Here is a 25,575-nt window from a genome sequence, read left to right as displayed (position 1 = left end):
GCTGCGTGCCGCAACTCCTACAGGGGATTTGTGGGGTCAGAAGATCTGGGTGAACAGCCAGTACAGGCTACCCGACAGCAGAATCGCCGCCGGCAAGGTCAGCACCCACGCCATCAGCAGATTGCGGATGGTCTTCATCTGCAAGCCGCCGCCATTGGCGACCATGGTCCCGGCCACGCCCGAGGACAACACGTGAGTGGTCGACACCGGCAAACCGAACATGTCCGCCGCGCCGATGGTCAGCATCGCCACGGTTTCCGCCGAGGCGCCCTGGGCGTAGGTCAGGTGGGTCTTGCCGATCTTCTCGCCGACCGTCACCACGATTCGTTTCCAGCCGACCATGGTCCCCAGCCCCAGCGCGATGGCCACGGCGATCTTCACCCACAGTGGAATGAAGCGCGTGGCGTTGTCGATCTGCTGCTTGAACAGTTGCAGTTTGTCAGTGGTGTCGGCGTCGAAATTGCCGACCTTGTTCTTGTCCATCAAGCGAATGCTTTCGCTGGCCAGGTACATGTCGTTACGCACGTTGCCCATCGCTTCGGCCGGGACTTTCGACAGCGAGCCATAGCCCTTGACCTCTTGGCCAATGTGCCCGGTGAGGGCGGCGAGGGCGGGGATCAGTTGCGGCGTGGCTTGTTTGCTGCGCACGTAATCCGACAGCACGGGACGCGGATCGGCCGGGGCCGGCAGCGGGGTATTTTTCACCAGCGCTTGCTGGGTGACCTCGGCCACGGCGGCAAACTGCAACGCCTGATCGGCGGGCATGGTGCGGTTCAACGCGTAGGCCATGGGCAAGGTGCCGACCAGAATCAGCATGATCAGGCCCATGCCTTTCTGTCCGTCGTTGGAGCCGTGGGCGAAGGACACGCCGGTGCAGGTGGCGATCAACAGACCGCGAATCCACCACGGTGGCGGGTTGTTGCCTTCCGGCGCCTTGTACAGCGCGCGATTTTTCACGAAGGCGCGCATGGCCAGCAGCAACAGCGCCGCGCAGCCAAAACCCACCAGCGGCGACAGCAGCAGGGCGTAACCGATCTTGGTTGCCTGCGCCCAATCCACGCCACTGGTGCCGTCGCGCCCGTGCATCAAGGCATTGGCTACGCCGACGCCGATGATCGAACCGATCAAGGTGTGCGACGACGAAGCCGGCAGGCCCAGCCACCAGGTGCCGAGGTTCCACAGGATCGCCGCGATCAGCAGGGCAAAGATCATCGCGAACCCGGCGGTCGAACCGACCTGCAGAATCAGCTCCACCGGCAGCAAGGCGATAATGCCGAACGCCACCGCACCGCTGGACAGCAGCACCCCGAGGAAATTGAAGAAACCCGACCAGACCACCGCCACATTCGGCGGCAGCGAGTGGGTGTAGATCACCGTCGCGACCGCGTTGGCGGTGTCGTGGAAACCGTTGACGAACTCAAAGCCCAGCGCAATCAGCAGCGCCACGCCGAGCAGCAGAAACGGCGTCCAGGTGGTGACGGTGGTGTCCAGCTCATGCATGTCGTGCATCAGGCTGTAGGCAGTGAACAGCATGCCCATCGCGAGCACCGCGAAAAAGATCACGTAGGTGAACGGGCCGGTTTTCTTGTCGAGGGCTGGCCTGCCACTGGGGGCGGACGCCTGGCGGGCGGTCAGGGAGGGAGTAGCCATGTGCGGACAATCCTGAGCGAGGGAAGGAGTGTCGGTCATGATCGTTGCTAAATATTACAGAGAGACTGCGGCAGGTCAGTGTTTGCGGTATTAGTCTGACCATTGATTTAAAGCCGAGAGATTCCCCCTGTGGCGAGGGAGCTTGCTCCCGCTGGGGGGCGAAGCGCCCCCGAAACCCCATTCACATGAATGTATCAGTGAGACCGCGTTGGCTGATTTACGACTGCTGCGCAGCCGAGCGGGAGCAAGCTCCCTCGCCACAGGGGACGGTGTCACCCCGCCGCAGGCTGCGATCTTTTGCTCTTAATAATCGCCGCGTTTGCGAAACGCCCAGCGCCCGGCAATCACGGTAAACGTCGCCACCAGCGCCACCAATATCCAGAACCCCTCCGGATCCGTCGCCAGCGGCACGCCGCCGACGTTCATGCCGAAGAAACCGGCGATGATGTTGATCGGCAGCGCCAGCACCGTGACCACGGTCAAAGTGAACAGCGTGCGGTTGCTTTGTTCGTTGAGGTTGGCGGCGATCTCTTCCTGAAGCAGTTTGATTCGTTCGCCGAGGGCGGTGAGGTCGTTGATGATCAGCGCGAACTCCTCGGTGGACTTGCGCAGCTCCTTGACGTCCTCCTTCTGCAGCCACGGCGGCGGACGGTTGAGCAGGCGCAGCAGCGAACCCGGCTCCAGCGCCAACAGCCGTTGCAGGCGCACCAGCACCCGGCGGTTGGCGCCGAGTTCGGCGCGGTTGGTCGACAGGCGCGAGGAGAGCAATTCATCTTCGACCTGGTCGACGCTCATGCTGGTCTTGCGCACGATCTGCGTCAGCACTTCGCCCTGATCGCGCAGCAGGTGCACCAGCAGTTCCGACGGCGAGCGAAAGCATTCGCCGGCCTTTACCGACGAGCGCAGTTTGTCCACCGAGTGCAGCGGTTGCAGGCGCGCGCTGACGATCAGTTTGCTGCGCACGCAGACCCACAGCGTCGACACGTCCGAGGAGACCATGCTGCTGAGGTTGAACACCACGTCGTTGACCACCGCCAGCAAGGCCGAGTCGACGTGTTCGATGCGCGTCGAGCGCGAACCTTCGTGCAGCGCTTCGAAAAATTCTTCCGGCAATTGCAGATGGCTTTTCATCCAGCGCTCGCACGCGGCGTGCGCCAGGTTCAGGTGCAGCCAGAGGAATTCATCACTGTCGCTGTCGTCTTGCAGGCAGCGCAGGGCGGTTGCCGAATCGATTTCCCGGCCACGCTCACCCGGGCGGAAACGGAAGCCGTAAAGCAAACCGAACAAGTCTGGGTCGCGATGACTGATATCGAGGCTGTGGTTCATGGAGGCTCGCTGCGAGGAGGGCGTCTGGCGCGGAGTTTCAGATTCACCTGAGCCGCATCATCGCAATGTCACATGACGTTTGCGTGACAGCAAAATGACGTCAAATCAGCGACTTACCGGCGGTCGGATTTTCTTCAAGAAGCGCTCTGGTACGCCGATCACGCTTAGGTTACGTTGCGCGCGCTTGGCCATGAGCCAAGGCTCGCCGACACGGATGTCCGGCAAAATCCCACGCCTTATCGGGCGTGCCTCATCCCTGTCCTGAGTATCTTGCGATGCTGCAAAAATCCCTGAGAGCGCAAATTCTCGCCCTGCTGAGCGGCAGCCTGCTGGCGATGCTGTTGATCGCGCTGGCCTGCTTTCATTTCCTGTCCAACGGCGTGCAGAACTACAGCCAGTTGATCGCCGGCCCGTTGCACACCTCGCAACTGATCGACGAGGCCAACCTGCAATTCAAGGTGCAGGTGCAGGAATGGAAAAACGTCCTGCTGCGCGGCAAGCAACCGGCGGACCTGGCCAAGTACTGGAGCCAGTTCGAAGACCGTCAGCGCGATGTACAGAATATTCTCGGCGAACTGGCCGGCCAGAAAGGCCTGGAGCCGGCGCTGAAATCCCGCATCGAACGCCTGCGAGATGAGCACCGACAGCTCGGCGCTGCGTACCAGAAAGGTCGCGACGCCTACGTCGCGGCGGGTGCCGATCCAGCGGCTGGCGACAGCGCCGTCAAAGGCGTGGACCGCGCCACCAGCGATCAGATGAGCGAACTGGTGGCCGAGCTGCGCAAGCAGGGCACCGAACAGTCGGCGCAGATCAGCGCCAGTGCCGACAGCACCGTGTTGCTGGGGATTCTGGTGATGCTCGGTTCCGGTCTTTTGATCGGCCTGTTGAGCCTGTGGCTGGTCAACCGCAACCTGATCGATCCGATCCGCAAGCTGATCGATTACGTCACCCAGTTGAGCCGCGGGCGCCTCGCCGAACGCGTCGCCAACGAGCGTCAGGACGAGCTGGGCAACCTTGCCGCGGCCGCCAATACCCTGCGTGATTTCCTCGCCGAAACCTTCACCCACCTGCAACGCAGTGCCAGTGATCTGGACAATGCCAGCGGTGAGTTGAACGCGATCGCCACGACCATGGCCGGTGGCACCAACGAACAGTTCAACCGCACCGACCAGGTGGCGACGGCGATGAACGAAATGTCCGCCACCGCCCAGGAAGTCGCCCGGCATGCGGCGGACGCGGCGCGTGCGGCCGACGATGCCGACCAGTCCGCCCAGCAGGGTGAAAAGGTCATGCAGGGCACCATCCACACCATCACCCAGATGCGCGGTGAAATCGCCAACACCGCCACGGTCATCCGTCGTCTGGAAGCCGACAGCGGACGGATCGGCAAGGTGCTGGAAGTGATTCGTAGCATCGCCGAGCAGACCAACCTGCTGGCGCTCAACGCGGCGATTGAAGCGGCGCGGGCCGGTGAGGCCGGGCGCGGTTTTGCCGTGGTGGCCGACGAGGTGCGTAACCTCGCGCAGCGCACGGCGGAGTCGATCATCGAGATCAACCAGATCATTCAGAACGTGCAGACCGGTGCCGTGGACGCCGCGCAAGCGATCGAAAGCGGTCAGGCGCGCAGCGATGAAAGCGTTGAGCAAGTGACCCAGGCCGGCGCCATGCTCGAGCGCATCACCCATGCCGTGGAAGCGATTCGCGACATGAACCGCCAGATTGCCACCGCCGCTGAAGAGCAGACCTCGGTGGCCGAAGACATCTCGCGCAACCTGACCGAGATCACCTCGATCGCCAGCACCAACCTCAACAGCGTGCAGCGCACCGAAAGCGCGAGCCAGAACCTGCATGGCCTGTCCGGGCAGCTCAACGAAGTCACCGCGCGCCTGAGCGCCTGATCGAGCCGGGGTGTACCGATTCGGATACCGAGTCGGTACACAGTCGATCTCAAATCGCCGCAACTGCCGCCGATGGCCGGTTATCCATAACCGGCATTGGAGCCATCCCATGGTCAGCATCACCTCTGTTTCGATCAATCAGACCGTCACCACCGCCACCAGCAAGACCAAGATCAGCGACGCGAGTGACGACACCTCAACCACTGCAACCAGCAGCACTGGCGTCAGCGCCGACACCAGTAAAGTCGCCGCTGGCAGCGCCGCCGCAGCGTCGGGCGACAGCAGCTCCGACAGCAGCAGTGAATCGGATTCGGTGAAAGAACTGCGCAAGCAGATTGCCGAACTGCAAAAGCAACTGCAGGAACAGCAACAGGCGCTGCAGGCGGCTCAGGCCAAGCAGGAAGACGCCGACGCCAAGGCTGCCGACGTGGCGTCCGCCGAGTCGCAAATCTCCAGCACCTCGGCTTCGTTGCAGACGGCCACGGCGGCGTTGTTGCAGGCGTTGCAGGATTCCGGGTCGAGCAGCTCGGGCTCGCTGGTCAGCACGTCGGCCTGAACATCAGGTCATTCCCCTGTAGGAGCGAGCCTGCTCGCGAAGGCACACTGTCAGTCGCCTCAGATGTGGCAGACAGACCGCTTTCGCAAGCAGGCTCACTCCTACAGGGAACTGCGCTATGTCTCAGGTGGTGGGCAGGCTGAAGGTAAACAGCGTGCCGCTTTGTGCAGTGGACGCCACATGCAGGCGGCCGCCGTGGGACTGGGCGATCTGGCTGGCAATGTACAGGCCCAGTCCGAGCCCGGCCTGAGGTGCGCTGCCGGTCGGGCGCGAGTAGGGCTGGAACAGATGCGGCAGGACCGCCTCGGGAATGTGCCCCTGATTTTTCACCGCGAGCATCAACGCACCGTGCTCGACCTGCGCGATGACCTCGATGTCCCCTGCCGGGTCGCCGTGGGTCACGGCATTGGCCAGCAGGTTCGACAGCAGCTGGGCAATCCGTCCACGGTCGCAGTGCACACCCTGCAAGTCGCCAATGGACGCACTGATCGTACGTCCGGGATGCACGTTGCGGATCTCCGTCACCACCTGCTGCACCGCTTCGGTCAGGTCTGTGCAGTGCTGAATATCCACCGGGATACCCTTGCCCAAGCGTCCGCGAGCGAAGTCGAGCACATCATCCACCAGCCGTGTCGCCCGTTGCGCGCTGCCGAGGATATGGCGCACACGCGTTTCGATGGCCGGGTCCGGGTGTTTGCGCAGGAGCATTTCGGCGCCGGCGCTGATGGCGAACAACGGGTTGCGCAGATCGTGGCCGAGCACGGCGATGAATTGTTCACGCAGCTCGCTGTTCTCGCGCTCGGTCTGCAGCGCGGTTTCGGTGCGTTGCAGGTCTTCTTCGGTCTCGATTTGCAGCGCGAGCATTCGCGCGAACGATTCCATGGTGCTTTGAATGGTGCTGGTCTTGAGCTGAGCAGGGTTCGGATCGAGCGCGCAGATCGTGCCGAAAAAGCGCCCGTCGGTGCGAAACACCGGGACCGAAATGTAGCTCTCGAATTTGTACAGGCGCGGGGTGTGATGTTCGCGGTAGAGCGGATCTTCGCTGGCCTTGTCGATCACCACCGAGAGGTGCGACTGGCGGATTTCATGGCACAGCGTGGTGACGACATCCAGTTCGCCACCGACCTCCAGGCCGAAATCCAGTTGATCGAGCACTGCGCAGGTGGTCCAAGAGTCCTCGGTCACCCGCGCCACGGCGGCAAAGCGCATGCCGGTCAACTCGCGAATCACCTGAAGAATCGCCGGAACCGCGCTGATCCGTCCGATTGTCGCGATGTCTGCTGCCGCTGTATGCCCCATGTCCATCGCTCTCGGCTGCATCGTTTATCTGATGGACGTCATACTAGCGGTCTGATGGTGGTTTTGGCATCCCTGCAGGCGATATACGCGTGATGGGCCGGCCAACGGACGCAAAAAAGCCGCAGGATCGGTGATCGTGCGGCTTTGCGATGGCGGTGTATCAGGTGTCTTGCTTGTTGCTCAGGACCTTGCCGGTGGTGGCATCGAAGTCCACGTCGAACTCTTTGCCATCGGCGGTCTTCAGCTCGACTTCGTATTCGTAACCGTTGAAGTGGTTGTCCAGGTCGGTGTCGGTGATGGTCGCCCCCGGGTGCAGTTTCAGCGCTTCGGCGTTCATCGACTCCAGCGACTTGATCTTGCCGTCCTTCACCAGTTGCGGGATCTGGTCGACGCGCACGTCAGCCTGGGCCAGGCCAGCGGTCAGGGTCAGAGCAGCGGCGGTAAACAGGGCAGTCAAAGTTTTCATGGGTTCGGTCCTTGGTTTGCTTAAGTGTGTGTTCTGTTGAAGTGGGCTCAGGTTAACCACCACAACTTAATTCACCCTTAAAACCCCTCGGCCCCCAAAACAAAGCGGGCAAGCCGCGCCCTGCACAGATTCTGTGGGAGCGTGGCTTGCCCGCGATCAAGGCGCCGCGGTGAGCGATCAGAAGCCGTTGTTCTTCAACACCTGATCAACACTGGCAGCTGCCGGGCGCTTGTAGAACTTCAACAGTTCGCTGGCGCGGTTGGTGAAGATGCCGTCGACACCGGCCGCCATGACTTTCTCGAAGTCCACCGGCTCATCGACGGTGTAGACGTGCACGAGCATGCCTTGATCGTGGGTGTATTGGTTCATCCACGGTTGCACCAGATCCGAATAGCTCTGGTCGCCGCCCTTGGTCAGCTTGGCCGAAGGGCCGGTACCGATGGCGCCCTGCGCCTTGGCGAAATCAACCCATTGCTTGAATTCGGCTTCGGACTTCGGCTCCTGTTTGCCGTAGAACACGTTCTTGTCCTTCTCGCCGGACTCGGCAAAGGTCACTTTCGATTTCGGCTCGATGCTGCCTTCGCCGACCCACAGCAATAGGATCTTCGGCACTTGCGGCATTTCCTTTTGCAGCAGGACGAGGCTGTTTTTCTCGAAGGTCTGCAGGATCACCTTGCCTTTGCCTTGGCCGACGCCCAGCTCGCTCTTCGCCAGTTTCGAACCGGCCGGGCTCAGCCAGCCGCGATCCTGCAGCTTTTCTTTCAGGTCATGCTCGATCCCGGGGAACAGTTGCGGCTCCTTGGTTTCGATGTACAGGCCTGGCTTGTGTTTCGGGTTGGCTTGGGCGATGTCGATGATTTCGTCCAGGGTCAGGATCTTCAGCCCGGCGTAGGTCGGGCGCGCGCGATCCGGGTAAGCCTTGTTGTACCAGCTGCCGGCGTCGAGGGTTTTCAGTTCGGCCATGGTGAAGGCCGTGGCCGGGCTGTCCTTGCGCTCCGGGAACTTGGTGGCGACGTCGGTGGTGCGTTGCAGGTTGTTGTCGTGCAGGGCGAACAGCACGCCGTCCTTGCTGCGCTGCAAGTCCATTTCCAGGTAATCGGCGCCGAGGTCGCGGGCCAGTTTGTAGGAGGCGGCGGTGGATTCCGGTGCATCGAAGGACGCGCCACGGTGGGCGATCACCGCCGGGTGCGGGATGCCATGGGCCGCGGCCAGTGCGTTGACGTCAGTCGCGGCGGCGTGGGCCTGGCCGAGACCGAGCATCAGGCTCAGCATGAGGGCGCTTTTGGTGAAAGTGGCGGACATGTTCGAGTTCCTTTCGCAGGGCATTTTCAAAGACGTACCTTTTAACAAGTGAATCGATTGCGTGCTATCGCCAGACCGACATAAACGTATTAAAAGCGATTTTTCCTGCACTTTTGTGGCACGGTTTGCAGTACGCTTGCCCGTGGCAGACGCCCCGGCAGAGGGCGCGCCGTATCCTGTGCCCTGCGTGTAAACCATCGATGATTTTTCGTGAGGTTTACCATGCGCATCACTTCCCAACTCATCTGCCAGGCCGCCGACGACCTCAAGGGCTTTGTCGGCCTCAACCGCAAGACCAACCAGTACATCGTGCGTTTCAGCGAGGATTCGTTCGGCATGGACGTGGCCGATGACGGCATCATTCCCACCAGCGAATTTGTCTGGGCGGCGGCCTCTGAGACGACCATGACCTTGAAGCGCGAGCTGATTCAGTTGTTGCTGGATCAGAACATCGATGACCGGATCAACATCACCGAGCCGTTGCGGGTGTACATGAGCAAGGTTGAGGTGCCGGAGATTGTGGCGGTGCGCAGTCTGGTGAAGGGCTGAGGTTTTGTAGTGGCTGTGCCGGCCTCTTCGCGAGCAGGCTCGCTCCCACAGTTGATCGCATTCTCCCTGTGGGAGCGAGCCTGCTCGCGAAAGGGGCAGTTCATGTGCCGCAGGGGTCACTGCCCAAACCGATACTCCCGCTCCACCCGACACACCCGCGTCTGAAATGTCGAATACCACTGCGTCCGCCCACGCGCCTGAATCACCCGGTGCTCGGGATGCTCGCGCCAGGCCAGAATCGCCGCCTCGCTCTCCCAGTAGGAAATTGTGATCCCGACCCCGTCTTCCCCGCGAATCGAATCCACGCCGAGAAACCCCGGCTGCTGCACCACCAGCTCCATCATCCGTTCGGAGGCCGCCGCGTAACCGTTGTCACCCTCGGTGCGGGTCGAGGTGAAAATCACCGCGAAGCAGGTCCCGTTCGGCGTCATGGGGTTTGCTCCGCGCATGCTTCAACGAACGCCCGCACCAGCGGCGCCACCTGACCCTTGAGTGCCGCACGTTCTGGTTGAAACAGCGTTGCGACAAAAAACACGTGGTTGTTCAACTCGATCGCCCGCAAATCACCCGCCGAATCATGACCCACGGCATGGAGCTGATGGCCCAGCAATGCCCGTTCGAACTGCGGATTGACACCGAAACGGCAGCGATAGCCTTCACGAATTTCGGACGTTTCGTACGCCTTGGCGATCAACGAGCCGGCGACCAGATGAATGCTGTCGACGGCTTCCACCAATGAACAGGTCAGCGGCGTAAGCACCGCTCGCGGCGAATCCGGCGACGTCTCGCCGTGCTCAGCATCGGCCCAGCCCAGCACGTTGCGGGAAAATTCCAGCACCGCATGCTGAAAACCACCGCAAGTGCCGAGGAAAGGGCGCTGTTGTTCGCGGGCAAAACGGATTGCTCGCAGTGCGCCGTCTTCGCTTTTATAAGGACTGGCGGGTACGCACCAGAAACCGTCGAACTCGCTGAGTGGGGTGTCGGCGTGAATCTGATCGGTGGGCAGCCATTGGAATTGCACGTCCCGGTTGAGGTGTTCGGCAACCAGACCGAGGGCGACAGGAATGGCTTGGTGAGCGGTGACTTGCGGGTCGTAATCGCCAATCAGGGCGATACGGATGGCGCTGTTTTCCATGGGGGGTTCCCTGCGCTTGTTGATTGATCGCAGCCACTATAGATTGGCGTTCACGCACTCAATATTGGCGTTTCCCCAAGTGATCAATGCAGCGGCGCACTATCGACTCGACTACCCGGATCTGGCGCTGATTCTCGCGCTGGTGCGCGGCGGCTCTCTGGCGCGGGCTTCGCAGTTGCTCAGGGTAGACGTGTCGACGGTGTTTCGCGCCGTACGTCGTCTGGAGTCGGCGCTGGGTCAGCAACTGTTCGAAAAGAGCCGCGCCGGTTACTTGCCGACCACGCTCGCGCAATCCCTGGCCGAGCAGGCCGAGCGCGCCGAACAGGCGCTGGAGGCGGCGCGCATTGGTGTCGAGCAGGGCGGGGAAGTGGTCAGCGGCACGGTGCGTCTGACCTGTACCGATTCGGTGTTGCAAGGCCTGCTGTTGCCGGCGCTGGCGCAGTTCATGCCCAACTACCCGGCGCTGACCCTCGAACTGAGCACTTCCAATGATTTCGCCAACCTCAGCCGGCGCGATGCCGACATCGCCTTGCGCCTGACGCGCACACCGCCGGAGCATCTGGTCGGACGGCAACTGGCGAAGATTTCCTACCGGGTCTGTGCCAGTGCGCGGTATCTGCAAAACGTTGATGCGAGCGATCTGGCGGCATTGACCTGGATCGCCCCGGACGAGTTTCTGCCAGATCACCCGACTGTCGCCTGGCGCCGCCAGCACTGGCCTGGCGTAACCCCGGCCTATCGCTGCAACAGCATGCTGTCGGTGACTGAACTGGTGCGTGGCGGACTCGGCGTGGCGGCGCTGCCGGACTTTCTGATCACCGAAGGTTTGCAGGCCCTCAGCGAACCGCTGCACGGCTACGACACCGCCCTGTGGCTACTGACCCGCCCGGACTGCCGAGCCTTGCGCTCGGTGGTCACGCTGTTCGATGAGCTGGGGCGGGCGCTGCGTCTGCCGTGATCAGGGCTGCCGGGTCTGGCATATGTGTTGATGCAGCTCGCGAGTCAGCCCCTCAATACGTTCGGTCAGGCTCTTGGTCATTTCGGTGAGGCGGGTGTTCTGCTCCAGCAGCTCAAGCAATTGCGCGGTGGTCTGCGCCGCTTGTGCCTGGCGCTCGGTGTTGGCCACCGCCAGCGCTTCACGGTGTTGCGCGTCGGCATCCGACAGCGCCTTGTCCCGCGCGGCCTGACGGGTTTGTGCCAGCAGGATCAACGGTGCGGCGTACGCGGCTTGCAGACTGAACGCGAGGTTGAGCAGGATGAACGGGTAGACGTCGAACTGCGTCACGCCCAACACGTTGAGGCCGATCCACACCGCGACGATCACGGTTTGCGCGCCAAGGAACAGCGGCGTGCCGAAGAACCGCGCGAAGGCCTCGGCACGCAAAGCGAAGGTGTCGTTGCCGAACGTGGTGTTGAGATGGGCGTGGGGGCGGTGGAAGCGCAGGTGATCGACAGGGGCGGCAGCGGGGGCGTCGGTTTTTTCGGTGGTCATGATGGGCTCGGCAGGACTCGGGACTGAAGGTCACTATAGTCCTGCATTGCGGCTCATGGCCCTTTCGCGAGCCGGCTCGCTCCCGCATTGGAATGCGTTTCCCGGTGGGAGCGAACCTGCTCGCGAAGGCCGCAACGCGGTCTTTCGACCTGCAAATCCGTCAGCCCGGCGCCCGCTCATTGGCAAACATGCTCACCGCCTGCACTGCTTCACTGGCGCCATCGCGAATCTGCAGAATCACGCTGCCGGCTTGGTCCGCCAATTCAACGCCTTGCGCCGCTCGGCCGCGGGTGCCTTCCATGCTCTTGATTGCCTGGCGGGTTTCGCTCTGGATCAGGCCGATCATGTTGGAAATCTCCGCCGTCGAGCCGCTGGTGCGCGCCGCCAGTTGCCGCACTTCGTCCGCCACCACGGCAAACCCGCGCCCCTGATCGCCGGCGCGTGCCGCTTCAATCGCCGCATTGAGCGCCAACAGATTGGTCTGGTCGGCAATCGCACGGATGGTGTTGACGATGGCGGTGATCTGCTCCGAGCGTTCGCCGAGTTGCGCGATCAAGGTTGACGACTGCGCGATGTCCTCAGCAATTTCGCGCATTTCGCTGGCCGCTTGCTGGATCACCTGAGTGCCTTGTTCGGCGACTTTCCGGGTTTCCACGGAGATGTGGTAAGCGGCGCTGGCGCTGCGCGCATCGTGCTCGTACTGCTCGACGCGGGCGGTGACGTCCGTGGCGAATTTCACCACTTTGCACAAACGCCCGGCGGCGTCGTACACCGGGTTGTAGTTGGCTTCCAGCCACACACTCTGGCCGCGCTTGTCGACACGTTCGAACTGGCCCTGAAACAGCTCACCCTGATTCAGCCGCCGCCAGAAATCCTCGTAAGCGCTGCTGTTGACCAGCTCCGCACGGCAGAACATGCGGTGATGTTTACCCTTCAGTTCGGCGAGCGTGTAACCCATGCGTGTCAGAAAATTCTGGTTGGCCGTGAGAATACCGCCGTCGAGGTCGAATTCGATCACCGCCATCGCCCGGTCAATCGCCTGCAGCTTTGCGTTGGCTTCGCTTTCCTGCTGGACCTTGCTCGTTACGTCCATGGCAAACTTGACCACTTTCACTACGCGCCCCGACGCATCCTTGATCGGGTTGTAGTTGGCTTCCAGCCAGATCGGCTGGCCCTGGCTGTTAAGCCGCTCGAAGGTGCCGGATTGGAACTGGCCGTTTTTCAGGCGCGTCCAGAGATCGCTGTATTGCGCACTGCGGCCAAACTCCGGGGTGCAGAACAAGCGATGAGGCTGGCCGATCACCTGTTCGGCGCGGTAACCCATGGTTTTGAGGAAGTTGTCATTGGCGGTCAACACCACACCGTTGAGGTCGAACTCGATCACCGCCATGGAGCGGTTGATCGCTTCGAGCAGGCCATTCTGTTCGGTAATGGTGTGTTGAAGGTCGTTGAGGGCGGACTGGTGGCGTTTGAAAAACATAGTGGCAGTACCTGGAAGTAGGGCAAGACGAAGTTTGTGTCCCTGTTTCCGCGCTGGCAGAGCAAATGCCGGGTCGGCATTTGTCTTTGACTGCAAAGTGCCAGCATCCAGGCTGGTAGGCTGATCTTATACAAACTGCTAGGAGTTGTACAAGAAAATGAAGATCGATATGTTTATTGGTTTTTCAAAGACTGACGGGGGTTGGCGTCGTTGGAGCTCGGACGGCTCAGCGCCACGCTGATCGTGTTGCGTCCCGTGTGTTTGGCGGTATACAGCGCTTTGTCAGCATCATCCAGCCAGGCCAGCGCGTCGCTGTAAGAAGGCTGAAACCGGGCCAGTCCGATACTCAGGCTGACCCGCAGTTCTGGCACTTCCGGGTGGCGATATTGATCCAGCGCCTGACGCAATCGTTCCATTTGCAGTTCGGCTTTTTTCAGCGGCTGGTCGGGCAGGATCAGGCAGAACTCATCGCCACCATAGCGCCCGGCTCGTTCGCCTTTGACAAGCATGCCTTTGAGCGTGTGGCTCAGTTGGCTCAGCACGGCGTCGCCAATGATGTGGCCGTAGTTGTCGTTGATGGCCTTGAAGTGATCGATATCGATCAGCGCCAGAATGTCCTGGGTGTGGTTTTGCCGGCACAGTTCGAATCTGGCGTGCAGCAGATCCTTCCAGGCGCCGTGGTTGAGCAGCCCGGTGAGGCTGTCGGTGCGGCTCAGGTCGCGCAGCGTGCGTTTGTGCTGGGCGAGTTTGATCGCCAGTTGATAGCAGACCATGCCCAAGGCCAATGGATACAGGGTCAGCATCGGCAGGCAAGCCCAGATTTCGATCTGGGTCATGGTCAGGCTGAACTTGAAACCGAAGAGCGCCCAGCCCAGCAGCACGCCGGCGAGCTGGGCGAGGACGCCGAGCAGGAACAGGCGTCGGCCACCGGCGGCGACGTTGTTCATGGTCATCATCGACAGGATGGTCACGGTGGTCAGCGGATTGAACTGCAAACACGCGGCCCAGAAGCCGCCGCACAGCGAGTCGTACACCAGGTTGCGACGTTCGGCGTGGTAGGGGAAGGTCGCGTGTGTTGATACCTGATAAGCCAGATGCGGCCAGACAAACCCGTTGAACAGCAGCAGCGCCCAGATCCATGCCGGCATGTTCAACGGATACAGCGCTGCCGCGACGCTGAAAAAGCCGATGCCCAGGCCAATGACCCTGGGTAGATAGATCCGTCTGGCGAATGACAAGCCTTTGCCGCGTGGGTTTTCCATGATGTCCTGCGCCAGATTCATCCTGAAATACTTTGCAGTATCTTTTTCAGGTAGACCGTTCGTCGGTCGATTGTCGGACATTGTCATTTATTCCAACGGGAATAATCAGTGTCCTTTCGAGCCATTTAATCGGGGCGGGCGCCGGAGAGGGGCGATTTAGAGCTGGTAGCGCGCCAGAAACATCTCCATTGCCGATTCGGCCACGGCTTTTTGAGTTTCCGCATCCAGCGGCGGCTGACCCATGGAAATCTGCGGCCAGAAACCGAACGACTTCAACAGCCCTTGTACCTGCTGCGCGGCGAACTCTGCCTCCACGGTTTTCAACCGGCCATCCGCCAGCGCGGCGCGAATCCACACGGTCAGGCCTTCTTCCCGCTCGCCCATGCGCGCCACCATGTCTTGCGCGCGTTCAGGGGAGTGGATAGTGGCAGCAATCGCCACCCGGGCCAGGCCGAGGAAGTTGTCATCGGCCATCATCTGCAGTTTAGCCAACAACATGGGCAGCAGTTGCTCGCGCAGCGGCTGATCGGCGCGATAGGTCACGGTCTGCTCGTCGGTGATCCGCGCCCAGAGTTGGTTGAGAATTTCGGCGAACAATTCTTCCTTGCTGGGAAAGTGGTTGTACACCGTGCGCTTCGACACCCCGGCGGTGGCCGCGATCTTGTCCATGCTGGTGACCTCGAAACCGTTGGCGCGGAATTCGGCAATCGCCGCCTGAATGATGGCTTCGCGTTTGCGGTCGGTGAGGCGCTTTGGAGCTGTCATAAGTTCGCTTTGGCAGAAAAAGGGTGAAGTTACACTTGGCAGTTTACTTGTCATCGCGTTTGATGCAACCTAGAAACTACACCGCCCAGTGTAATGTTGCGTTAATCCTCGCAACCTAAAAACCAGAAAGTTCGGCTGATGCGTGCGTGCCTTGGCCATTTATCGTCCCACCGTGAAAAACCGTGAATTGCGCGGTTTTTCTGGAGTCTATCAGCCATGGCCAATCCAGATTTCTCTGCGGATCAAACTTCCACGCCTGAAGCCTCTCGCCAGGATCAAGGGCTATTCCGTAACCATGCGCCGGTGCAACGCGAAGGCGTGCGCAAGATGCTGCGGATCATGTGGAACATGATCTTCCACAAGCCCCGCAATACTCGACCGGCCGCCGCGATCCCGGTGCAGCCGCTGACCCGTGAAGACCTGCTGGCAGCGCCCAACCACAGCGTCTACCGCCTCGGTCACTCGACCCTGCTGTTGAAGCTGCGCGACAAGTTCTGGATCACCGATCCGGTCTTCGCCGAGCGCGCCTCGCCGGTGCAATGGGCCGGTCCGAAACGCTTTCACCAGCCACCGATCAGCATCGACCAGTTGCCACCGATTGAAGCGGTGATCCTGTCGCACAACCATTACGACCACCTCGATTATGAGGCTGTGCTGAAACTGGCGGCCAAGACCAACTACTTCCTGACCCCGCTGGGCGTCGGCGACACCCTGATCAAATGGGGCATCGACGCCAGCAAGGTCCGCCAGTACGACTGGTGGCAGGGCACCGAAATCGCCGGCATCCGTTTCGTCGCCACCCCGTCGCAGCACTTCTCCGGTCGTGGCCTGTTCGACAGCAACAGCACGCTGTGGGCCTCGTGGGTGATGATCGACGGCGACACGCGAATCTTCTTCAGCGGCGACAGCGGCTACTTCGACGGCTTCAAACGCATCGGCGAACAATACGGCCCGTTCGACCTGACCCTGATGGAAACCGGCGCCTACAACGTCGAATGGCCGCACGTGCACATGCAACCGGAAGAAACCCTGCAAGCCCACCTCGACCTCAAGGGCCGCTGGTTATTCCCGATCCACAACGGCACCTTCGACCTGGCGATGCACGCCTGGCATGAACCGTTTGACCGGATTCTGGCGCTGGCGTGGGAACGCAGTGTTGCCATCACCACGCCGCAGATGGGCGAGGCGTTCAATATTGCTCAACCGCAGCGTGGTGACGCGTGGTGGTTGGCGGTTGAAGGGGAGGGTGAGGGCGTGGTGCAGAACGCCTGACGAATTTCAGGTTAAGCAAACACCACTTCAATTCGGCCCTCTTTCCGTGACCGCGGGGCCGATTTCACTACGATCTGAACGTCTCGTCCAAGATGCGAGAGGCACTCCATCATCTTGGCTTCACTGATGCCGCGAAATTTACCCCGCAGCATTTCGGATAGCTTGGGCTGAGACAATCCAAGAATTTCAGATGCCTGAATTTGAGTGAGATGGCGTGCCTTGATGATCTCGCCGATCTTCGCCGCGAGCTGCGATTTAACCTGCATTTCACTGGCATTGGGTAATTCGAGGTCTTGGTAGACGTTCCCGCTACCTTCTTCAATTTCTATCATTTTCTGACCCTTTCGCGTGATCCTGAGCGGCTCGAAGTCGGTTTCGGATCAGATCAATGTCGGACTGAGCCGTTTTGATTCCGGTCGTCGACTTCTTCTGAAAGCAGTGCAATACATAAATGGCACTGCCGAAACGAACCGTATAAATGGCCCGGTAGGTGTTGGTGTCGAAGTCTTCGATCAGCTCCAGCACTCCTGCGCCTCCAAACCCTTTCAGGGGTTTCGCATCCGGATGCTTCAAGCCACTCTGGGCCAAATCCAATGCGTAACCAAAAACATCCTGTACATCTGTGGGCATCTGCTTGAGATCTTTCTTGCTACTGCAAACCCACAAGAGCGGCTTCCTTGCACTCATGCGAAAATATACCTATTTAGGGATAAAGATCAACTTGCCTGTTTATTTAGCCATGGCGTAATCCCCGCGCCCCACTGACTCCGATGCTGAGTTCATGGCACTCACTGATCGCCCCGGCGCAAACCCCGGAAAGAACACCAACCCCTGTGCCTCAAACCGATACGCCAGCGCCAGCCGCGCCGCATCCGCCACGTCCTGCTGCGCTTCAAACCGCTGAATATCGTCCATCGCCACCTCCGCCTCGCGTGACAGCTGTTCCACGCTCCAGCCCAGCATCGCTCGGGCCTGGACGCAGTGCGTCGGGGTGAACTGGAAAAGGGCAATGCGTTCGAGGATGTGGTTCATCGCAAGAGAGGCCATGATGTGCTCCGGGCTCAAGAGTGCTGATTGAAAATGTACTGTGTTTTTGTACAGTTGTTTTCGGCCAGGATCAAACGCATTTTTTGATTTGCCCTAGTTCGCCGCCTCCAACCAGACGGACGGTGCCTGTCCGAGGATGCGCCGGAACATCGTCGAGAACGCTGCCGGGCTCTCATAACCGAAGTCCAGGGCGATCCGCGTCACCGCTTCACCGGCCGCCAGCCGTGCCAGCGCCAGCACGACACAGGCCTGTTGCCGCCATTGGCTGAAGCTCAATCCGGTCTGTTGGCGAAACAGTCTGTTGAAGGTGCGCAAGCTTATGTGCAACTGCTCGGCCCAGTGTTGCGGTGACTGATGGGCGTTCGGCTGAAGCAGAAAGGTCTGACACAAAGCCAGGAGCTTTCCGTCAGTCGGCAGCGGAATGTGCAAGGGCAGGGGCGCACTGCGCGCCAGTTCATGCAGCAACAGATCGATCAGCACACCGTCGCGGCCGTCGAGGTCATAAGTCAGCGGCGCCTCCACCGCCTCCATCAACAAGTGCCGCATCAACGGCGAAACGCTGATCACCTGGCAACGCTGACCCAAGTCCACCGCCCCCGGCTCGATGTACAAGCTGCGCGTGCTCACCCCCAGCATCAACACCTCGTGCGCCACCCCCGGCGGAATCCACACCGCCCGTTGCGGCGGCACCACCCAATTGCCGTCATGGGTGCGAACCTGCATCACCCCGGTCGCGCCGTACAGCAATTGCGCCCGTCGATGCGTATGAAACGGCAACAGATGACCGTGGGAATAATCCGTACCGATCGCCACAACCGGGCGCGGCGTGTCATCCAGCAGATTGATCGAAACATTGCGCATCGAGCGTTTCCCGGTAGTTGGCGTAAACGCAAACATTATTGGCTGAGTTGCTGAAGCAGGCCAAGTCGCGCCGCACTATCGTCGACCGCTCCCCATCACCGGAAGGCGCGCCATGTTCTATCTCCTGCTGACCCTGTTCGGCTGCCTGACCGGCATCACCGCCGTGCTCTTCGGCTTCGGCGGCGGCTTCGTCGTCGTGCCGCTGCTCTACCGCATGCTCACCGCCAGCCACGGCGCCGACGGTCTCATCGGCCAATCAGCAATGCACATCGCCGTCGCCACCTCGACCTGCGTGATGATCGTCAACGCGCTGATCGCCACCGACAAACACCGCCGCGCCGGCAACCTGATCTGCCATTATCTGTGGCCGCTAGGCGGCTTCATCGGCCTTGGTGCGATCCTCGGCGCGGTCGCGGCGGTGTGGGTCAGCGGCGAGGTCATTCGCTACGCGTTCATTGCCTACCTCGGCGTGACCATCATCGACTGCCTACTCAGACGCGGCTTCCTCAGCCGCAGCGAAGGCATCATCCCGCGCCGACTCGGCAGTACAGAAACGTCCGCCGGCGGTGTAGGCATCGGCGCCATCGCCACGTTTCTCGGTGTAGGAGGAAGCGTCATGACCGTGCCGCTTCTGCGCCGCTGCGGGCTGAGCATGTCCCAGGCCACGTCCATGGCCAATCCGTTGAGCGTGCCGGTGGCAGTGACTGGGACGCTGACCTACATGGCATTGGCCGGATTCAGCGCGACGGATCTGGGTGCGTGGTTTGTCGGGTATGTGGATTTGCTGGCGTTTGTGGTGCTGACATTGGGCTCGTTGGTCGGGATTCGAATGGCCACGCCGTGGATCGGGCGGATACCGGATCGGGTACATGCGTGGGTGTACATCGCGCTGCTGATCGTCGTCATGCTGGGCATGCTGCTCAAGTAGAGCCTCGATTCCTGCGCGCATCCTCTGCATACTCCGCAGCCTCATTCATTCAGGGATCGATCCATGCTCAAGGGACTGCTGCGCCTGGCGCCATACGCTGCGGCGCTGTTCACACTGATTTCCACTGCCCACGCCGAAGATGGCCGGCGCGTGTTCACCGGTACGCTGGGCAAGATGCCGATTGTGCTGGAGCTCAACACCACGCAGCAGGACGAAGTCACCGGCCGCTACTTCTATGAGAAGTATCACCGCGACCTGGAACTCAGCGGCTCGCTGCAGGACAGCACGTTGAACCTCGTTGAAGGCAACAACCGCTATGGCGAAGACAAACCGCTGCCAACCCTGAAGCTGAAAACCACTGCCAACGGTTGGCAGGGCGAATGGCAAAACCCCAAGGGCAAGAAGCTCCCGGTGCAACTGACCGAAGCCAAGCTTCCTGCGCCAACTGCTACCACGCTGCCCTTTATTGCCACGTTGCCGAAAGCCGATCCCTACGAGTATTTGCGCTTACAGGGGCTCAAGCTCAAGCCGGAGAAGAAAGAAAACTTCATGGGCTACGAGCTGCAATGGTGGACGGAGCCTCAGTCGAAGATTTCGTTGTTCAGTGTTGAATCTGGCTATACGAAAGAAGAGCAGGAGCGGATTAACAACCACTTGCTCGGACGGCTATGGACCGAAGTTATCGACTATCACCGTTGCATGATGGATGGCGGGGAATACGCCGAGTTCGATCAAGGAGCTGCCCCGGAGTTTCTCTCACCCGACGTGGTCAGCCTGGACATCTCCACTGGTTACAGCTGCGGCGGCGCCCACCCGGACTTCGGTAGTTCGCCGATCAACCTGGACGTCCACACCGGTGAACTGTTGAAACTAAAAGATGTGCTGTGGATCGGTGAACCGAATAGCGCGGCCACCGAATACGATCAGATGAAAGTCATGGCGCCGTGGCTGGTCAAACAGTTCACCACGCTGTACCCCGAAGAAATGAAGAAGCCTGCCGAAGACGACGGCAGTTGCGATTACACCGATGAAAGTGTCTGGGGTTATTCCAACTGGCACTTCACGCCGAAGGGGATTTACCTGGGGGCTTACTTCGCCCGTTACCAACGTAATTGCGATAACCCCGACTGGTCGGTGCTGCCTTACTCGCTGGTCAACCAGCACCGTGGCGAAGCCAGACTGCAATTGCCCAAAGGCTGACCGTCACGCCAGTCCGGGCGCTTCCCGCACAATGAAGTGATCCAGGTTCTCAATGTTGGCACTGAACACCCCGAACGTCTGTTCGGGGTTCTTCTTGCTCGGCACCTGCTTCAACTCCGGCGTCACGCCATAAAAGAAACAGAACAACTCCTTGTCACTGTCGATCGCGTGCTTGATCTCCTCCAGAAACGCCTTGCGCTTACGGTAGTTGTCGATCAGCTTCTTGCTCAAGTACACGTTCACCGAATACGGCTTCTTCTTCGCCTCATCCGCCTGCTTGAACCAGACCTTCTGCTCGAAATCGATGCGAAAACTCTGGGTGTAATCCTTGATCTCCTTGATCTTGCCCCAGTAAATCAGCCCCTTGTTGTCCGTCAGATACTCGATCTTCTTGAAGAACGAGCCATACGGCGCCGTGTGCTCGCCGATCTTCAACGGCATGCGCTTGAGCAAATCCTTGTCGGCGAAATTAGAGACAAAACACTCCACTGGATGCGCAAACACACTGGTCTTGTCCGGCGCCGTCTCACGCCCCGGCGACTCCTTGGAACTCACCTGCGCCACTCGCACCGGATCATCGCGCAACACATCCGCCGCCCCTGCGGGCGCAGCAGGCTTGCGCACATACTCACGCCGCGTCAGCAACAACTCTGATGGGAAATGTTCCTCACGACCGTCATCCGCCTCGCCATCCGCCGTCTCAACGCCAGATGCCGACGCCTTCAAGCTCACATACGGACAGCCCGCCACATGCTGCGTATTGGGCAGATTCTTGAAGTGCGGCGTGCGCACGTAATTCACATTCTTGGCGTTGAACGTGCCCAACTCATTGGAAGCCTCAAACGTCGAACGACAGGCATCGTTGGGGCACTGGAAGTGTTCCTTCGCCGAGTCAAACGCCACCGTCTCATCGAAATTGAGATCGCGAACGTCATAGATCGACAACTTGTCGTCGAGGCTGAGGCAGTAGGCGAGATCGAATTTCATGGTGGGGCTCGGATCCTTGAGTGGGGGAGGGGTATTAATAGCGGGAGGCGGCGTGGGTTGCACTGATTGTTTTCAGGATGATGCGGAATCTGTGGGGGGGGCAGCCTGCTGGCGATTCCAGGCATCAACCAGATTTCAATCCTCACCCCAACATCGCAGGCCACACATCCCCCTGTGGTGAGGGAGCTTGCTCCCGCTGGGCTGCGAAGCAGCCCCAAGATCAGCCAATACGGTTAGTCAGATAAACCGCGATTATTCCTTTTTGAGTCTTCCAACGTTGTCATACAGCCAAGCAGTGAAAGCCTCTCTGTCGTCCGAATGGTGGCAACGTTGGTGACAGTTGGGACACAACGCCACAACATTAGTCTCAAGGTCAGAACCCTTTTGCGACATGTGCTTGACGTGATGTACTTCTAAAAACGGTTTCCCATCCTTTTCAAATGGCGCTGCTTTGCCACAACCTTCGCACTTTCCATTGGCTTGCTGACGAACCCAGCCCCTCAATTCAGGATCGCGAAAGTAAACCTTTCTAGTGGAAGTCGTTTGGATTGGTGTTTTTATCCCTTTGGGAACGTAATCAAATTGCTTTCGCTCAAATTTAGCCGCGCGTTGCTCGAGCAATGCTTCGTCCGCCGTTGGATCAGAATCTTCAAGTGTCAGAACAGTAGAAGCATCAAGTGCCTTACGGATGCTGCGCGCTACATTTGCGCCAACATTCTTGGCAGGTTTGTAGCCTTCAATACGCGTTCGACCCATTTCTACCAGAACGGTAGAGATGTTCTGCATCCGAAACTCGACTGAGCCTTTAGTCCGACCGGCTAAGGGACCGTCACGTAAGATCCGATTTTCCTCAGTCTTGACGAATTTCCGGCCGCTCTGCTCGCGTGCCAGCATTTTGAGATAGGCGTCGACCGCCGCCTGAATCTCTACGTCACTCCAATCGTTATTACTTTTTTCCGTGTCCATACAATCGCCGAGGGTTGAAAACCCTCGGACGATACTGAGTGGCCATCACTGATGTCTACGAAAATTCCTACAGAAAACAGCGACGGATCCCGCGCGATCCTACAAGCCCATGCCTAGCCCATCGAGTGCTTCGAGGACTGAAACACCTGTGTAACTCTTCGCCACCAGGGTTTCTCTAAAGATGCTCGTCGTGGATTTTGATCGTTCAACAGGTAAGGCATATCCCGAAGCCGAATCCAGCCCTCATCCTGCCAATGCAGCAAACTCAATGACATCTCCGGCCAATCCAATAAGCTCAACATTGGCCGATTCGAATCTCCTGAATCCGCAGCATCCCTCAAGGTTGGCACTACCTCATTGGTCAACCACTCACGCAGCAACCGGTTACCCGGAACGTAGTGATAGACCAACAGCGCGTACACCCCGGACTCACTGAGCATCAGATGCTGTTCTGGTTCTCGAAAGTACTCAATCCACATGACGCGGCGCTGATCGCTATCTAGCTTGTTGACCACCCGATCATTCAGATGGAAACCCATCAAGCGGCCGACATCGCGAGCGGAGAACCAAGGCTGGTTTTCTAATAGAAGGGCATGGAGAGAAAGGTTGTGGCGAGAGAACACTATTACCGGGAGCGGATCAGACATATCTATGACCTCTACGTTAGATTTTGGGAGGGCCTGACCCCAACGTAGAGCGGACTTAAGAAATCCCAACGAGCAGAGCAGTTACCACCGACGAATTACACGTCTGTGTCACTGACCGAGCTTTCTACGTTGGGCGTTTCTTAGGCACCTGCGATAGAGCTTAGTAGTGCTTGTAGCGGGCTTCAATGGGACGCGGCTGTAAGTGCTGTAGGAGATTGAGCGCTGTGACGTAGGCGTAAAAAACGATTACCAATCGTCCATAAAAAAGCCCCGATCAGATCGGGGCTTTTTGCTTTCTCGACTTGGCGACTCAAGCAGCAATCGTCAAATCGTGCCGAGCGAGACCATTAGTCCCAGCTCAACGCACCACCAGTTTGGTATTCGATCACGCGAGTCTCAAAGAAATTCTTCTCTTTCTTCAAGTCCATGATCTCGCTCATCCAAGGGAACGGATTAGTCGTCCCTGGGTACTCTTCCTTCAAACCAATCTGCGACAAACGACGGTTAGCGATGAACTTCAAGTAGTCCTCCATCATCGCCGCGTTCATGCCCAGTACGCCGCGAGGCATGGTGTCACGGGCGTATTCGATTTCCAGTTGCGTACCCTGCAGAATCATCTGGGTCGCTTCTTCCTTCATTTCGGCATCCCACAGGTGTGGGTTTTCGATTTTGATCTGGTTGATCACGTCGATGCCGAAGTTCAGGTGCATGGATTCGTCGCGCAGGATGTATTGGAACTGCTCGGCGACGCCGGTCATTTTGTTGCGGCGGCCCATGGAGAGGATCTGGGTGAAGCCGCAGTAGAAGAAGATGCCTTCCAGCACGCAGTAGTAGGCGATCAGGTTGCGCAGCAGTTCTTTGTCGGTGTCCGGGGTGCCGGTTTCGAACTTCGGATCGGAGATCGAACGGGTGTATTTCAGGCCCCAGGCTGCCTTTTTGGCGACCGATGGGATCTCGTGGTACATGTTGAAGATCTCGCCTTCATCCATGGCCAGCGATTCGATGCAGTACTGGTAGGCGTGGGTGTGGATCGCCTCTTCGAAGGCCTGGCGCAGGATGTACTGGCGGCATTCCGGGTTGGTGATCAGGCGGTACACGGCCAGGACCAGGTTGTTGGCAACCAGGGAGTCGGCGGTGGAGAAGAAGCCGAGGTTGCGCATCACGATGCGGCGCTCGTCGTCGGTCAGGCCTTCCGGGTTTTTCCAGAGGGCGATGTCGGCGGTCATGTTGACTTCTTGCGGCATCCAGTGGTTTGCGCAGCCGTCCAGGTACTTCTGCCAGGCCCAGTCGTACTTGAAGGGTACGAGTTGGTTGAGGTCGGCGCGGCAGTTGATCATGCGCTTTTCGTCAACGGCGACACGGGCGGAGGCGCCTTCGAGTTCGGCGAGGCCTTCGGCGACGTCGAGGGAATCCAGTGCGGCCTTGGCACGGGCCACGGCGGCCGAGTCGTCGGCAGTGACGGCGCGGGCTTCCAGCGCTGCGGCACCGCCGGCGCTGTCGAGGCGGTCCATGTTGGCTTCAGTAGCGTGGCCGGCGTTGGCGCCTTTCACGGTTGCTACTTCACTGTCTTCTTTGTCGAATTCGTCCCAGCTCAGCATGACGTGTCGTCTCCTGCGTGAGGGCCTGTCGCCCCGTGTGAAACCTGATTGGTTGGATGGTTCACACGGTCGTACAGACCGCGTTGGATCTTAAGGAATCGTTTTTTGCAGCAGCTAAGGCAGGCAATAAAACAGAATTTTGTTCGGGGTTCCGAGAGCCTCTGACGGGCGCAGCTCGCGTTGAACGCTGCTGCGGGGCTTCAGATTGGCTATTCATCCCTGTAAGGGAATATTGCTGTCCCGATTAGGGCGGCATTATAGGGAAAAAAAACGGGCTGTGCTGAGGCGAATCCGCGCATGGAGCGGTCGAGGAGGCTGGTTTTTCGATGAGAGTGCGGGTTTACAGGGCTTTGCCGGGGATAGATTTTTTTTCGCAGAAATTTCGTAAATGTGGATTTGCTCAAAAAACGAACAAAAAAACCGGTTTTTCACTACATCTAGTGTTTTGCAAGCATTTTTGACGACTCCAGACACAACTGAGCCCGACCGAAATCGGGCTGGAATCGACCCTCAATGTTGCGCTGAGGGGGCCAATTCGGTGCAGTCTGAACGCATCAATTGGTGCAGCCGTTGCCCATGACGCTGTAACGCAGGATGTGACGCTGACCCTTGGAGTCGTCGTACTCCATTTTTGCCGGTACCACTTCGCAGACATTCGGCACTTCGCTCATCGATACCACTTTGGCGATGTCCAGATGAGTCGAGTAAGTGTATTCCTCGATCACCGGTTGTTGCTGTGCGACATCAGTCGGGACCTCGTCTGCCATGGCGGTTGCGCACAGACTGCTGAGGGCCAGAACCAATAAAGCTTTCATTTCAAATTTACCTTTTTGAGGTCGAGTGGGGTCACGCAACCTTTTTAGGGTTGCGTGTGGAACTTCATCGTTTG

26 protein-coding genes and 2 pseudogenes are annotated in these 25,575 nt (G+C 59.4%); 7 read left to right on the top strand and 21 right to left on the bottom strand.

Annotated elements, in window-relative coordinates; translation table 11 throughout:
- Positions 1 to 36 precede the first annotated feature (36 nt).
- Both HBN98_RS07180 and HBN98_RS07175 read right to left on the bottom strand, forming a co-directional pair.
- Positions 37 to 1,650, bottom strand: coding sequence for an inorganic phosphate transporter (locus HBN98_RS07180; RefSeq protein ID WP_083368133.1), 1,614 nt, complete (start codon positions 1,648 to 1,650; stop codon positions 37 to 39).
- Positions 1,651 to 1,953: 303 nt separating this feature from the next.
- Positions 1,954 to 2,976, bottom strand: a complete 1,023-nt coding sequence (locus HBN98_RS07175; protein WP_064588823.1) for a transporter — start codon at positions 2,974 to 2,976, stop codon at positions 1,954 to 1,956.
- A 275-nt stretch (positions 2,977 to 3,251) separates the two neighbouring features.
- Between HBN98_RS07175 and HBN98_RS07170 the strand changes: the two genes are divergently transcribed.
- The gene (locus HBN98_RS07170) at positions 3,252 to 4,874 is read left to right on the top strand and encodes a methyl-accepting chemotaxis protein (RefSeq protein ID WP_083368134.1); all 1,623 of its coding nucleotides are present in this window, start codon (positions 3,252 to 3,254) and stop codon (positions 4,872 to 4,874) included.
- 109 nt (positions 4,875 to 4,983) lie between these two features.
- Positions 4,984 to 5,430 carry a hypothetical protein gene (locus HBN98_RS07165; protein ID WP_083368135.1) on the top strand — a complete coding sequence of 149 codons (447 nt, stop codon included), beginning with the start codon at positions 4,984 to 4,986 and terminating at the stop codon, positions 5,428 to 5,430.
- Between the two features lie 123 nt (positions 5,431 to 5,553).
- Here HBN98_RS07165 and HBN98_RS07160 read toward each other — a convergent pair whose 3' ends face one another.
- The 3 genes from HBN98_RS07160 to HBN98_RS07150 form a co-directional block, all read right to left on the bottom strand.
- On the bottom strand, positions 5,554 to 6,729 hold the full coding sequence (locus tag HBN98_RS07160; RefSeq protein WP_083368136.1) for a GAF domain-containing sensor histidine kinase: 1,176 nt from the start codon (positions 6,727 to 6,729) through the stop codon (positions 5,554 to 5,556).
- Between the two features lie 160 nt (positions 6,730 to 6,889).
- Positions 6,890 to 7,195 (bottom strand): PepSY domain-containing protein, encoded by a 306-nt coding sequence (locus tag HBN98_RS07155; protein ID WP_064588817.1) that lies wholly within the window; start codon positions 7,193 to 7,195, stop codon positions 6,890 to 6,892.
- A 177-nt stretch (positions 7,196 to 7,372) separates the two neighbouring features.
- On the bottom strand, positions 7,373 to 8,497 hold the full coding sequence (locus HBN98_RS07150; protein ID WP_083368137.1) for a glycerophosphodiester phosphodiesterase: 1,125 nt from the start codon (positions 8,495 to 8,497) through the stop codon (positions 7,373 to 7,375).
- A gap of 222 nt (positions 8,498 to 8,719) precedes the next feature.
- On the opposite strand from HBN98_RS07150, the gene HBN98_RS07145 reads away from it, so the two are divergent.
- A complete protein-coding gene (locus tag HBN98_RS07145) occupies positions 8,720 to 9,046 on the top strand; it encodes a DUF2025 family protein (protein ID WP_064588813.1) in 327 nt (108 codons plus the stop codon).
- Positions 9,047 to 9,162: 116 nt separating this feature from the next.
- On the opposite strand, the gene HBN98_RS07140 is transcribed toward HBN98_RS07145, so the two are convergent.
- Both HBN98_RS07140 and HBN98_RS07135 read right to left on the bottom strand, forming a co-directional pair.
- Positions 9,163 to 9,477, bottom strand: coding sequence for an antibiotic biosynthesis monooxygenase family protein (locus HBN98_RS07140; protein WP_083368138.1), 315 nt, complete (start codon positions 9,475 to 9,477; stop codon positions 9,163 to 9,165).
- Positions 9,474 to 10,181 carry a CTP synthase C-terminal region-related (seleno)protein gene (locus HBN98_RS07135; RefSeq protein WP_083368139.1) on the bottom strand — a complete coding sequence of 236 codons (708 nt, stop codon included), beginning with the start codon at positions 10,179 to 10,181 and terminating at the stop codon, positions 9,474 to 9,476. Before HBN98_RS07135 ends, HBN98_RS07140 begins: the two co-directional genes overlap by 4 nt.
- A gap of 16 nt (positions 10,182 to 10,197) precedes the next feature.
- On the opposite strand from HBN98_RS07135, the gene HBN98_RS07130 reads away from it, so the two are divergent.
- Positions 10,198 to 11,139 (top strand): LysR family transcriptional regulator, encoded by a 942-nt coding sequence (locus tag HBN98_RS07130; protein WP_064588807.1) that lies wholly within the window; start codon positions 10,198 to 10,200, stop codon positions 11,137 to 11,139.
- Here the strand turns inward: HBN98_RS07130 and HBN98_RS07125 are convergent, their stop codons facing one another.
- The 5 genes and pseudogenes from HBN98_RS07125 to HBN98_RS07110 all read right to left on the bottom strand — a co-directional run bounded on the left by HBN98_RS07125 (position 11,140) and on the right by HBN98_RS07110 (position 15,180).
- On the bottom strand, positions 11,140 to 11,673 hold the full coding sequence (locus HBN98_RS07125; RefSeq protein WP_083368140.1) for a DUF1003 domain-containing protein: 534 nt from the start codon (positions 11,671 to 11,673) through the stop codon (positions 11,140 to 11,142). It lies immediately after the preceding gene.
- A 160-nt stretch (positions 11,674 to 11,833) separates the two neighbouring features.
- Positions 11,834 to 12,271 (bottom strand): annotated as a pseudogene (locus HBN98_RS28195) (methyl-accepting chemotaxis protein); the annotation flags it as partial.
- Positions 12,272 to 12,385: 114 nt separating this feature from the next.
- A pseudogene (locus HBN98_RS28190) lies at positions 12,386 to 13,063 on the bottom strand (PAS domain-containing protein); the annotation flags it as partial.
- Between the two features lie 263 nt (positions 13,064 to 13,326).
- On the bottom strand, positions 13,327 to 14,436 hold the full coding sequence (locus tag HBN98_RS07115) for a diguanylate cyclase (protein ID WP_229754997.1): 1,110 nt from the start codon (positions 14,434 to 14,436) through the stop codon (positions 13,327 to 13,329).
- A gap of 135 nt (positions 14,437 to 14,571) precedes the next feature.
- On the bottom strand, positions 14,572 to 15,180 hold the full coding sequence (locus HBN98_RS07110) for a TetR/AcrR family transcriptional regulator (RefSeq protein WP_083368141.1): 609 nt from the start codon (positions 15,178 to 15,180) through the stop codon (positions 14,572 to 14,574).
- A gap of 216 nt (positions 15,181 to 15,396) precedes the next feature.
- On the opposite strand from HBN98_RS07110, the gene HBN98_RS07105 reads away from it, so the two are divergent.
- The gene (locus tag HBN98_RS07105; RefSeq protein ID WP_083368142.1) at positions 15,397 to 16,452 is read left to right on the top strand and encodes an MBL fold metallo-hydrolase; all 1,056 of its coding nucleotides are present in this window, start codon (positions 15,397 to 15,399) and stop codon (positions 16,450 to 16,452) included.
- Between the two features lie 11 nt (positions 16,453 to 16,463).
- On the opposite strand, the gene HBN98_RS07100 is transcribed toward HBN98_RS07105, so the two are convergent.
- The 4 genes from HBN98_RS07100 to HBN98_RS07085 all read right to left on the bottom strand — a co-directional run bounded on the left by HBN98_RS07100 (position 16,464) and on the right by HBN98_RS07085 (position 18,360).
- Positions 16,464 to 16,784 carry a helix-turn-helix domain-containing protein gene (locus HBN98_RS07100; protein ID WP_047295878.1) on the bottom strand — a complete coding sequence of 107 codons (321 nt, stop codon included), beginning with the start codon at positions 16,782 to 16,784 and terminating at the stop codon, positions 16,464 to 16,466.
- A complete protein-coding gene (locus tag HBN98_RS07095) occupies positions 16,771 to 17,139 on the bottom strand; it encodes a type II toxin-antitoxin system RelE/ParE family toxin (RefSeq protein WP_083368143.1) in 369 nt (122 codons plus the stop codon). The genes HBN98_RS07100 and HBN98_RS07095 overlap by 14 nt, the downstream gene beginning before the upstream one ends.
- 42 nt (positions 17,140 to 17,181) lie before the next feature.
- Positions 17,182 to 17,499 carry a hypothetical protein gene (locus HBN98_RS07090; RefSeq protein ID WP_083368144.1) on the bottom strand — a complete coding sequence of 106 codons (318 nt, stop codon included), beginning with the start codon at positions 17,497 to 17,499 and terminating at the stop codon, positions 17,182 to 17,184.
- Between the two features lie 93 nt (positions 17,500 to 17,592).
- A complete protein-coding gene (locus HBN98_RS07085) occupies positions 17,593 to 18,360 on the bottom strand; it encodes an AraC family transcriptional regulator (protein WP_083368145.1) in 768 nt (255 codons plus the stop codon).
- Between the two features lie 112 nt (positions 18,361 to 18,472).
- Between HBN98_RS07085 and HBN98_RS07080 the strand changes: the two genes are divergently transcribed.
- Both HBN98_RS07080 and HBN98_RS07075 read left to right on the top strand, forming a co-directional pair.
- Complete coding sequence (locus HBN98_RS07080; RefSeq protein WP_083368146.1) at positions 18,473 to 19,288, top strand: sulfite exporter TauE/SafE family protein; 816 nt, start codon at positions 18,473 to 18,475, stop codon at positions 19,286 to 19,288.
- 63 nt (positions 19,289 to 19,351) lie between these two features.
- Positions 19,352 to 20,488, top strand: coding sequence for a hypothetical protein (locus tag HBN98_RS07075; protein ID WP_083368147.1), 1,137 nt, complete (start codon positions 19,352 to 19,354; stop codon positions 20,486 to 20,488).
- Between the two features lie 3 nt (positions 20,489 to 20,491).
- Here the strand turns inward: HBN98_RS07075 and HBN98_RS07070 are convergent, their stop codons facing one another.
- The 5 genes from HBN98_RS07070 to HBN98_RS07050 form a co-directional block, all read right to left on the bottom strand.
- Positions 20,492 to 21,475: a hypothetical protein gene (locus tag HBN98_RS07070; RefSeq protein WP_083368148.1), complete on the bottom strand. Its 984-nt coding sequence runs from the start codon at positions 21,473 to 21,475 to the stop codon at positions 20,492 to 20,494.
- 252 nt (positions 21,476 to 21,727) lie between these two features.
- Entirely contained in the window at positions 21,728 to 22,441 is a 714-nt protein-coding gene (locus tag HBN98_RS07065; RefSeq protein WP_083368149.1) for an HNH endonuclease, read from the bottom strand.
- A gap of 113 nt (positions 22,442 to 22,554) precedes the next feature.
- Positions 22,555 to 23,088: a BRO-N domain-containing protein gene (locus tag HBN98_RS07060; RefSeq protein WP_083368150.1), complete on the bottom strand. Its 534-nt coding sequence runs from the start codon at positions 23,086 to 23,088 to the stop codon at positions 22,555 to 22,557.
- 347 nt (positions 23,089 to 23,435) lie between these two features.
- Entirely contained in the window at positions 23,436 to 24,686 is a 1,251-nt protein-coding gene (locus HBN98_RS07055) for a ribonucleotide-diphosphate reductase subunit beta (protein WP_003227292.1), read from the bottom strand.
- A gap of 554 nt (positions 24,687 to 25,240) precedes the next feature.
- Positions 25,241 to 25,501: a DUF2790 domain-containing protein gene (locus HBN98_RS07050; RefSeq protein ID WP_027612631.1), complete on the bottom strand. Its 261-nt coding sequence runs from the start codon at positions 25,499 to 25,501 to the stop codon at positions 25,241 to 25,243.
- Positions 25,502 to 25,575 lie beyond the last annotated feature (74 nt).

The sequence above is a fragment of the Pseudomonas koreensis genome, assembly GCF_012986595.1.
GTDB lineage: Bacteria > Pseudomonadota > Gammaproteobacteria > Pseudomonadales > Pseudomonadaceae > Aquipseudomonas > Aquipseudomonas koreensis.
The sequence above is the reverse complement of the archived record's forward strand: the minus strand, read 5'-3'. Positions and strand labels throughout refer to the sequence as shown.

Bases quoted from the DNA above. Each gene is read 5' to 3' on its own strand.
- HBN98_RS07180 (WP_083368133.1), bottom strand. From the start codon at position 1,650: ATGGCTACTCCCTCCCTGACCGCCCGCCAGGCGTCCGCCCCCAGTGGC.
- HBN98_RS07175 (WP_064588823.1), bottom strand. From the start codon at position 2,976: ATGAACCACAGCCTCGATATCAGTCATCGCGACCCAGACTTGTTCGGT.
- HBN98_RS07170 (WP_083368134.1), top strand. From the start codon at position 3,252: ATGCTGCAAAAATCCCTGAGAGCGCAAATTCTCGCCCTGCTGAGCGGC.
- HBN98_RS07165 (WP_083368135.1), top strand. From the start codon at position 4,984: ATGGTCAGCATCACCTCTGTTTCGATCAATCAGACCGTCACCACCGCC.
- HBN98_RS07160 (WP_083368136.1), bottom strand. From the start codon at position 6,729: ATGGGGCATACAGCGGCAGCAGACATCGCGACAATCGGACGGATCAGC.
- HBN98_RS07155 (WP_064588817.1), bottom strand. From the start codon at position 7,195: ATGAAAACTTTGACTGCCCTGTTTACCGCCGCTGCTCTGACCCTGACC.
- HBN98_RS07150 (WP_083368137.1), bottom strand. From the start codon at position 8,497: ATGTCCGCCACTTTCACCAAAAGCGCCCTCATGCTGAGCCTGATGCTC.
- HBN98_RS07145 (WP_064588813.1), top strand. From the start codon at position 8,720: ATGCGCATCACTTCCCAACTCATCTGCCAGGCCGCCGACGACCTCAAG.
- HBN98_RS07140 (WP_083368138.1), bottom strand. From the start codon at position 9,477: ATGACGCCGAACGGGACCTGCTTCGCGGTGATTTTCACCTCGACCCGC.
- HBN98_RS07135 (WP_083368139.1), bottom strand. From the start codon at position 10,181: ATGGAAAACAGCGCCATCCGTATCGCCCTGATTGGCGATTACGACCCG.
- HBN98_RS07125 (WP_083368140.1), bottom strand. From the start codon at position 11,673: ATGACCACCGAAAAAACCGACGCCCCCGCTGCCGCCCCTGTCGATCAC.
- HBN98_RS07115 (WP_229754997.1), bottom strand. From the start codon at position 14,436: ATGAATCTGGCGCAGGACATCATGGAAAACCCACGCGGCAAAGGCTTG.
- HBN98_RS07110 (WP_083368141.1), bottom strand. From the start codon at position 15,180: ATGACAGCTCCAAAGCGCCTCACCGACCGCAAACGCGAAGCCATCATT.
- HBN98_RS07105 (WP_083368142.1), top strand. From the start codon at position 15,397: ATGGCCAATCCAGATTTCTCTGCGGATCAAACTTCCACGCCTGAAGCC.
- HBN98_RS07100 (WP_047295878.1), bottom strand. From the start codon at position 16,784: ATGATAGAAATTGAAGAAGGTAGCGGGAACGTCTACCAAGACCTCGAA.
- HBN98_RS07095 (WP_083368143.1), bottom strand. From the start codon at position 17,139: ATGAGTGCAAGGAAGCCGCTCTTGTGGGTTTGCAGTAGCAAGAAAGAT.
- HBN98_RS07090 (WP_083368144.1), bottom strand. From the start codon at position 17,499: ATGGCCTCTCTTGCGATGAACCACATCCTCGAACGCATTGCCCTTTTC.
- HBN98_RS07085 (WP_083368145.1), bottom strand. From the start codon at position 18,360: ATGCGCAATGTTTCGATCAATCTGCTGGATGACACGCCGCGCCCGGTT.
- HBN98_RS07080 (WP_083368146.1), top strand. From the start codon at position 18,473: ATGTTCTATCTCCTGCTGACCCTGTTCGGCTGCCTGACCGGCATCACC.
- HBN98_RS07075 (WP_083368147.1), top strand. From the start codon at position 19,352: ATGCTCAAGGGACTGCTGCGCCTGGCGCCATACGCTGCGGCGCTGTTC.
- HBN98_RS07070 (WP_083368148.1), bottom strand. From the start codon at position 21,475: ATGAAATTCGATCTCGCCTACTGCCTCAGCCTCGACGACAAGTTGTCG.
- HBN98_RS07065 (WP_083368149.1), bottom strand. From the start codon at position 22,441: ATGGACACGGAAAAAAGTAATAACGATTGGAGTGACGTAGAGATTCAG.
- HBN98_RS07060 (WP_083368150.1), bottom strand. From the start codon at position 23,088: ATGTCTGATCCGCTCCCGGTAATAGTGTTCTCTCGCCACAACCTTTCT.
- HBN98_RS07055 (WP_003227292.1), bottom strand. From the start codon at position 24,686: ATGCTGAGCTGGGACGAATTCGACAAAGAAGACAGTGAAGTAGCAACC.
- HBN98_RS07050 (WP_027612631.1), bottom strand. From the start codon at position 25,501: ATGAAAGCTTTATTGGTTCTGGCCCTCAGCAGTCTGTGCGCAACCGCC.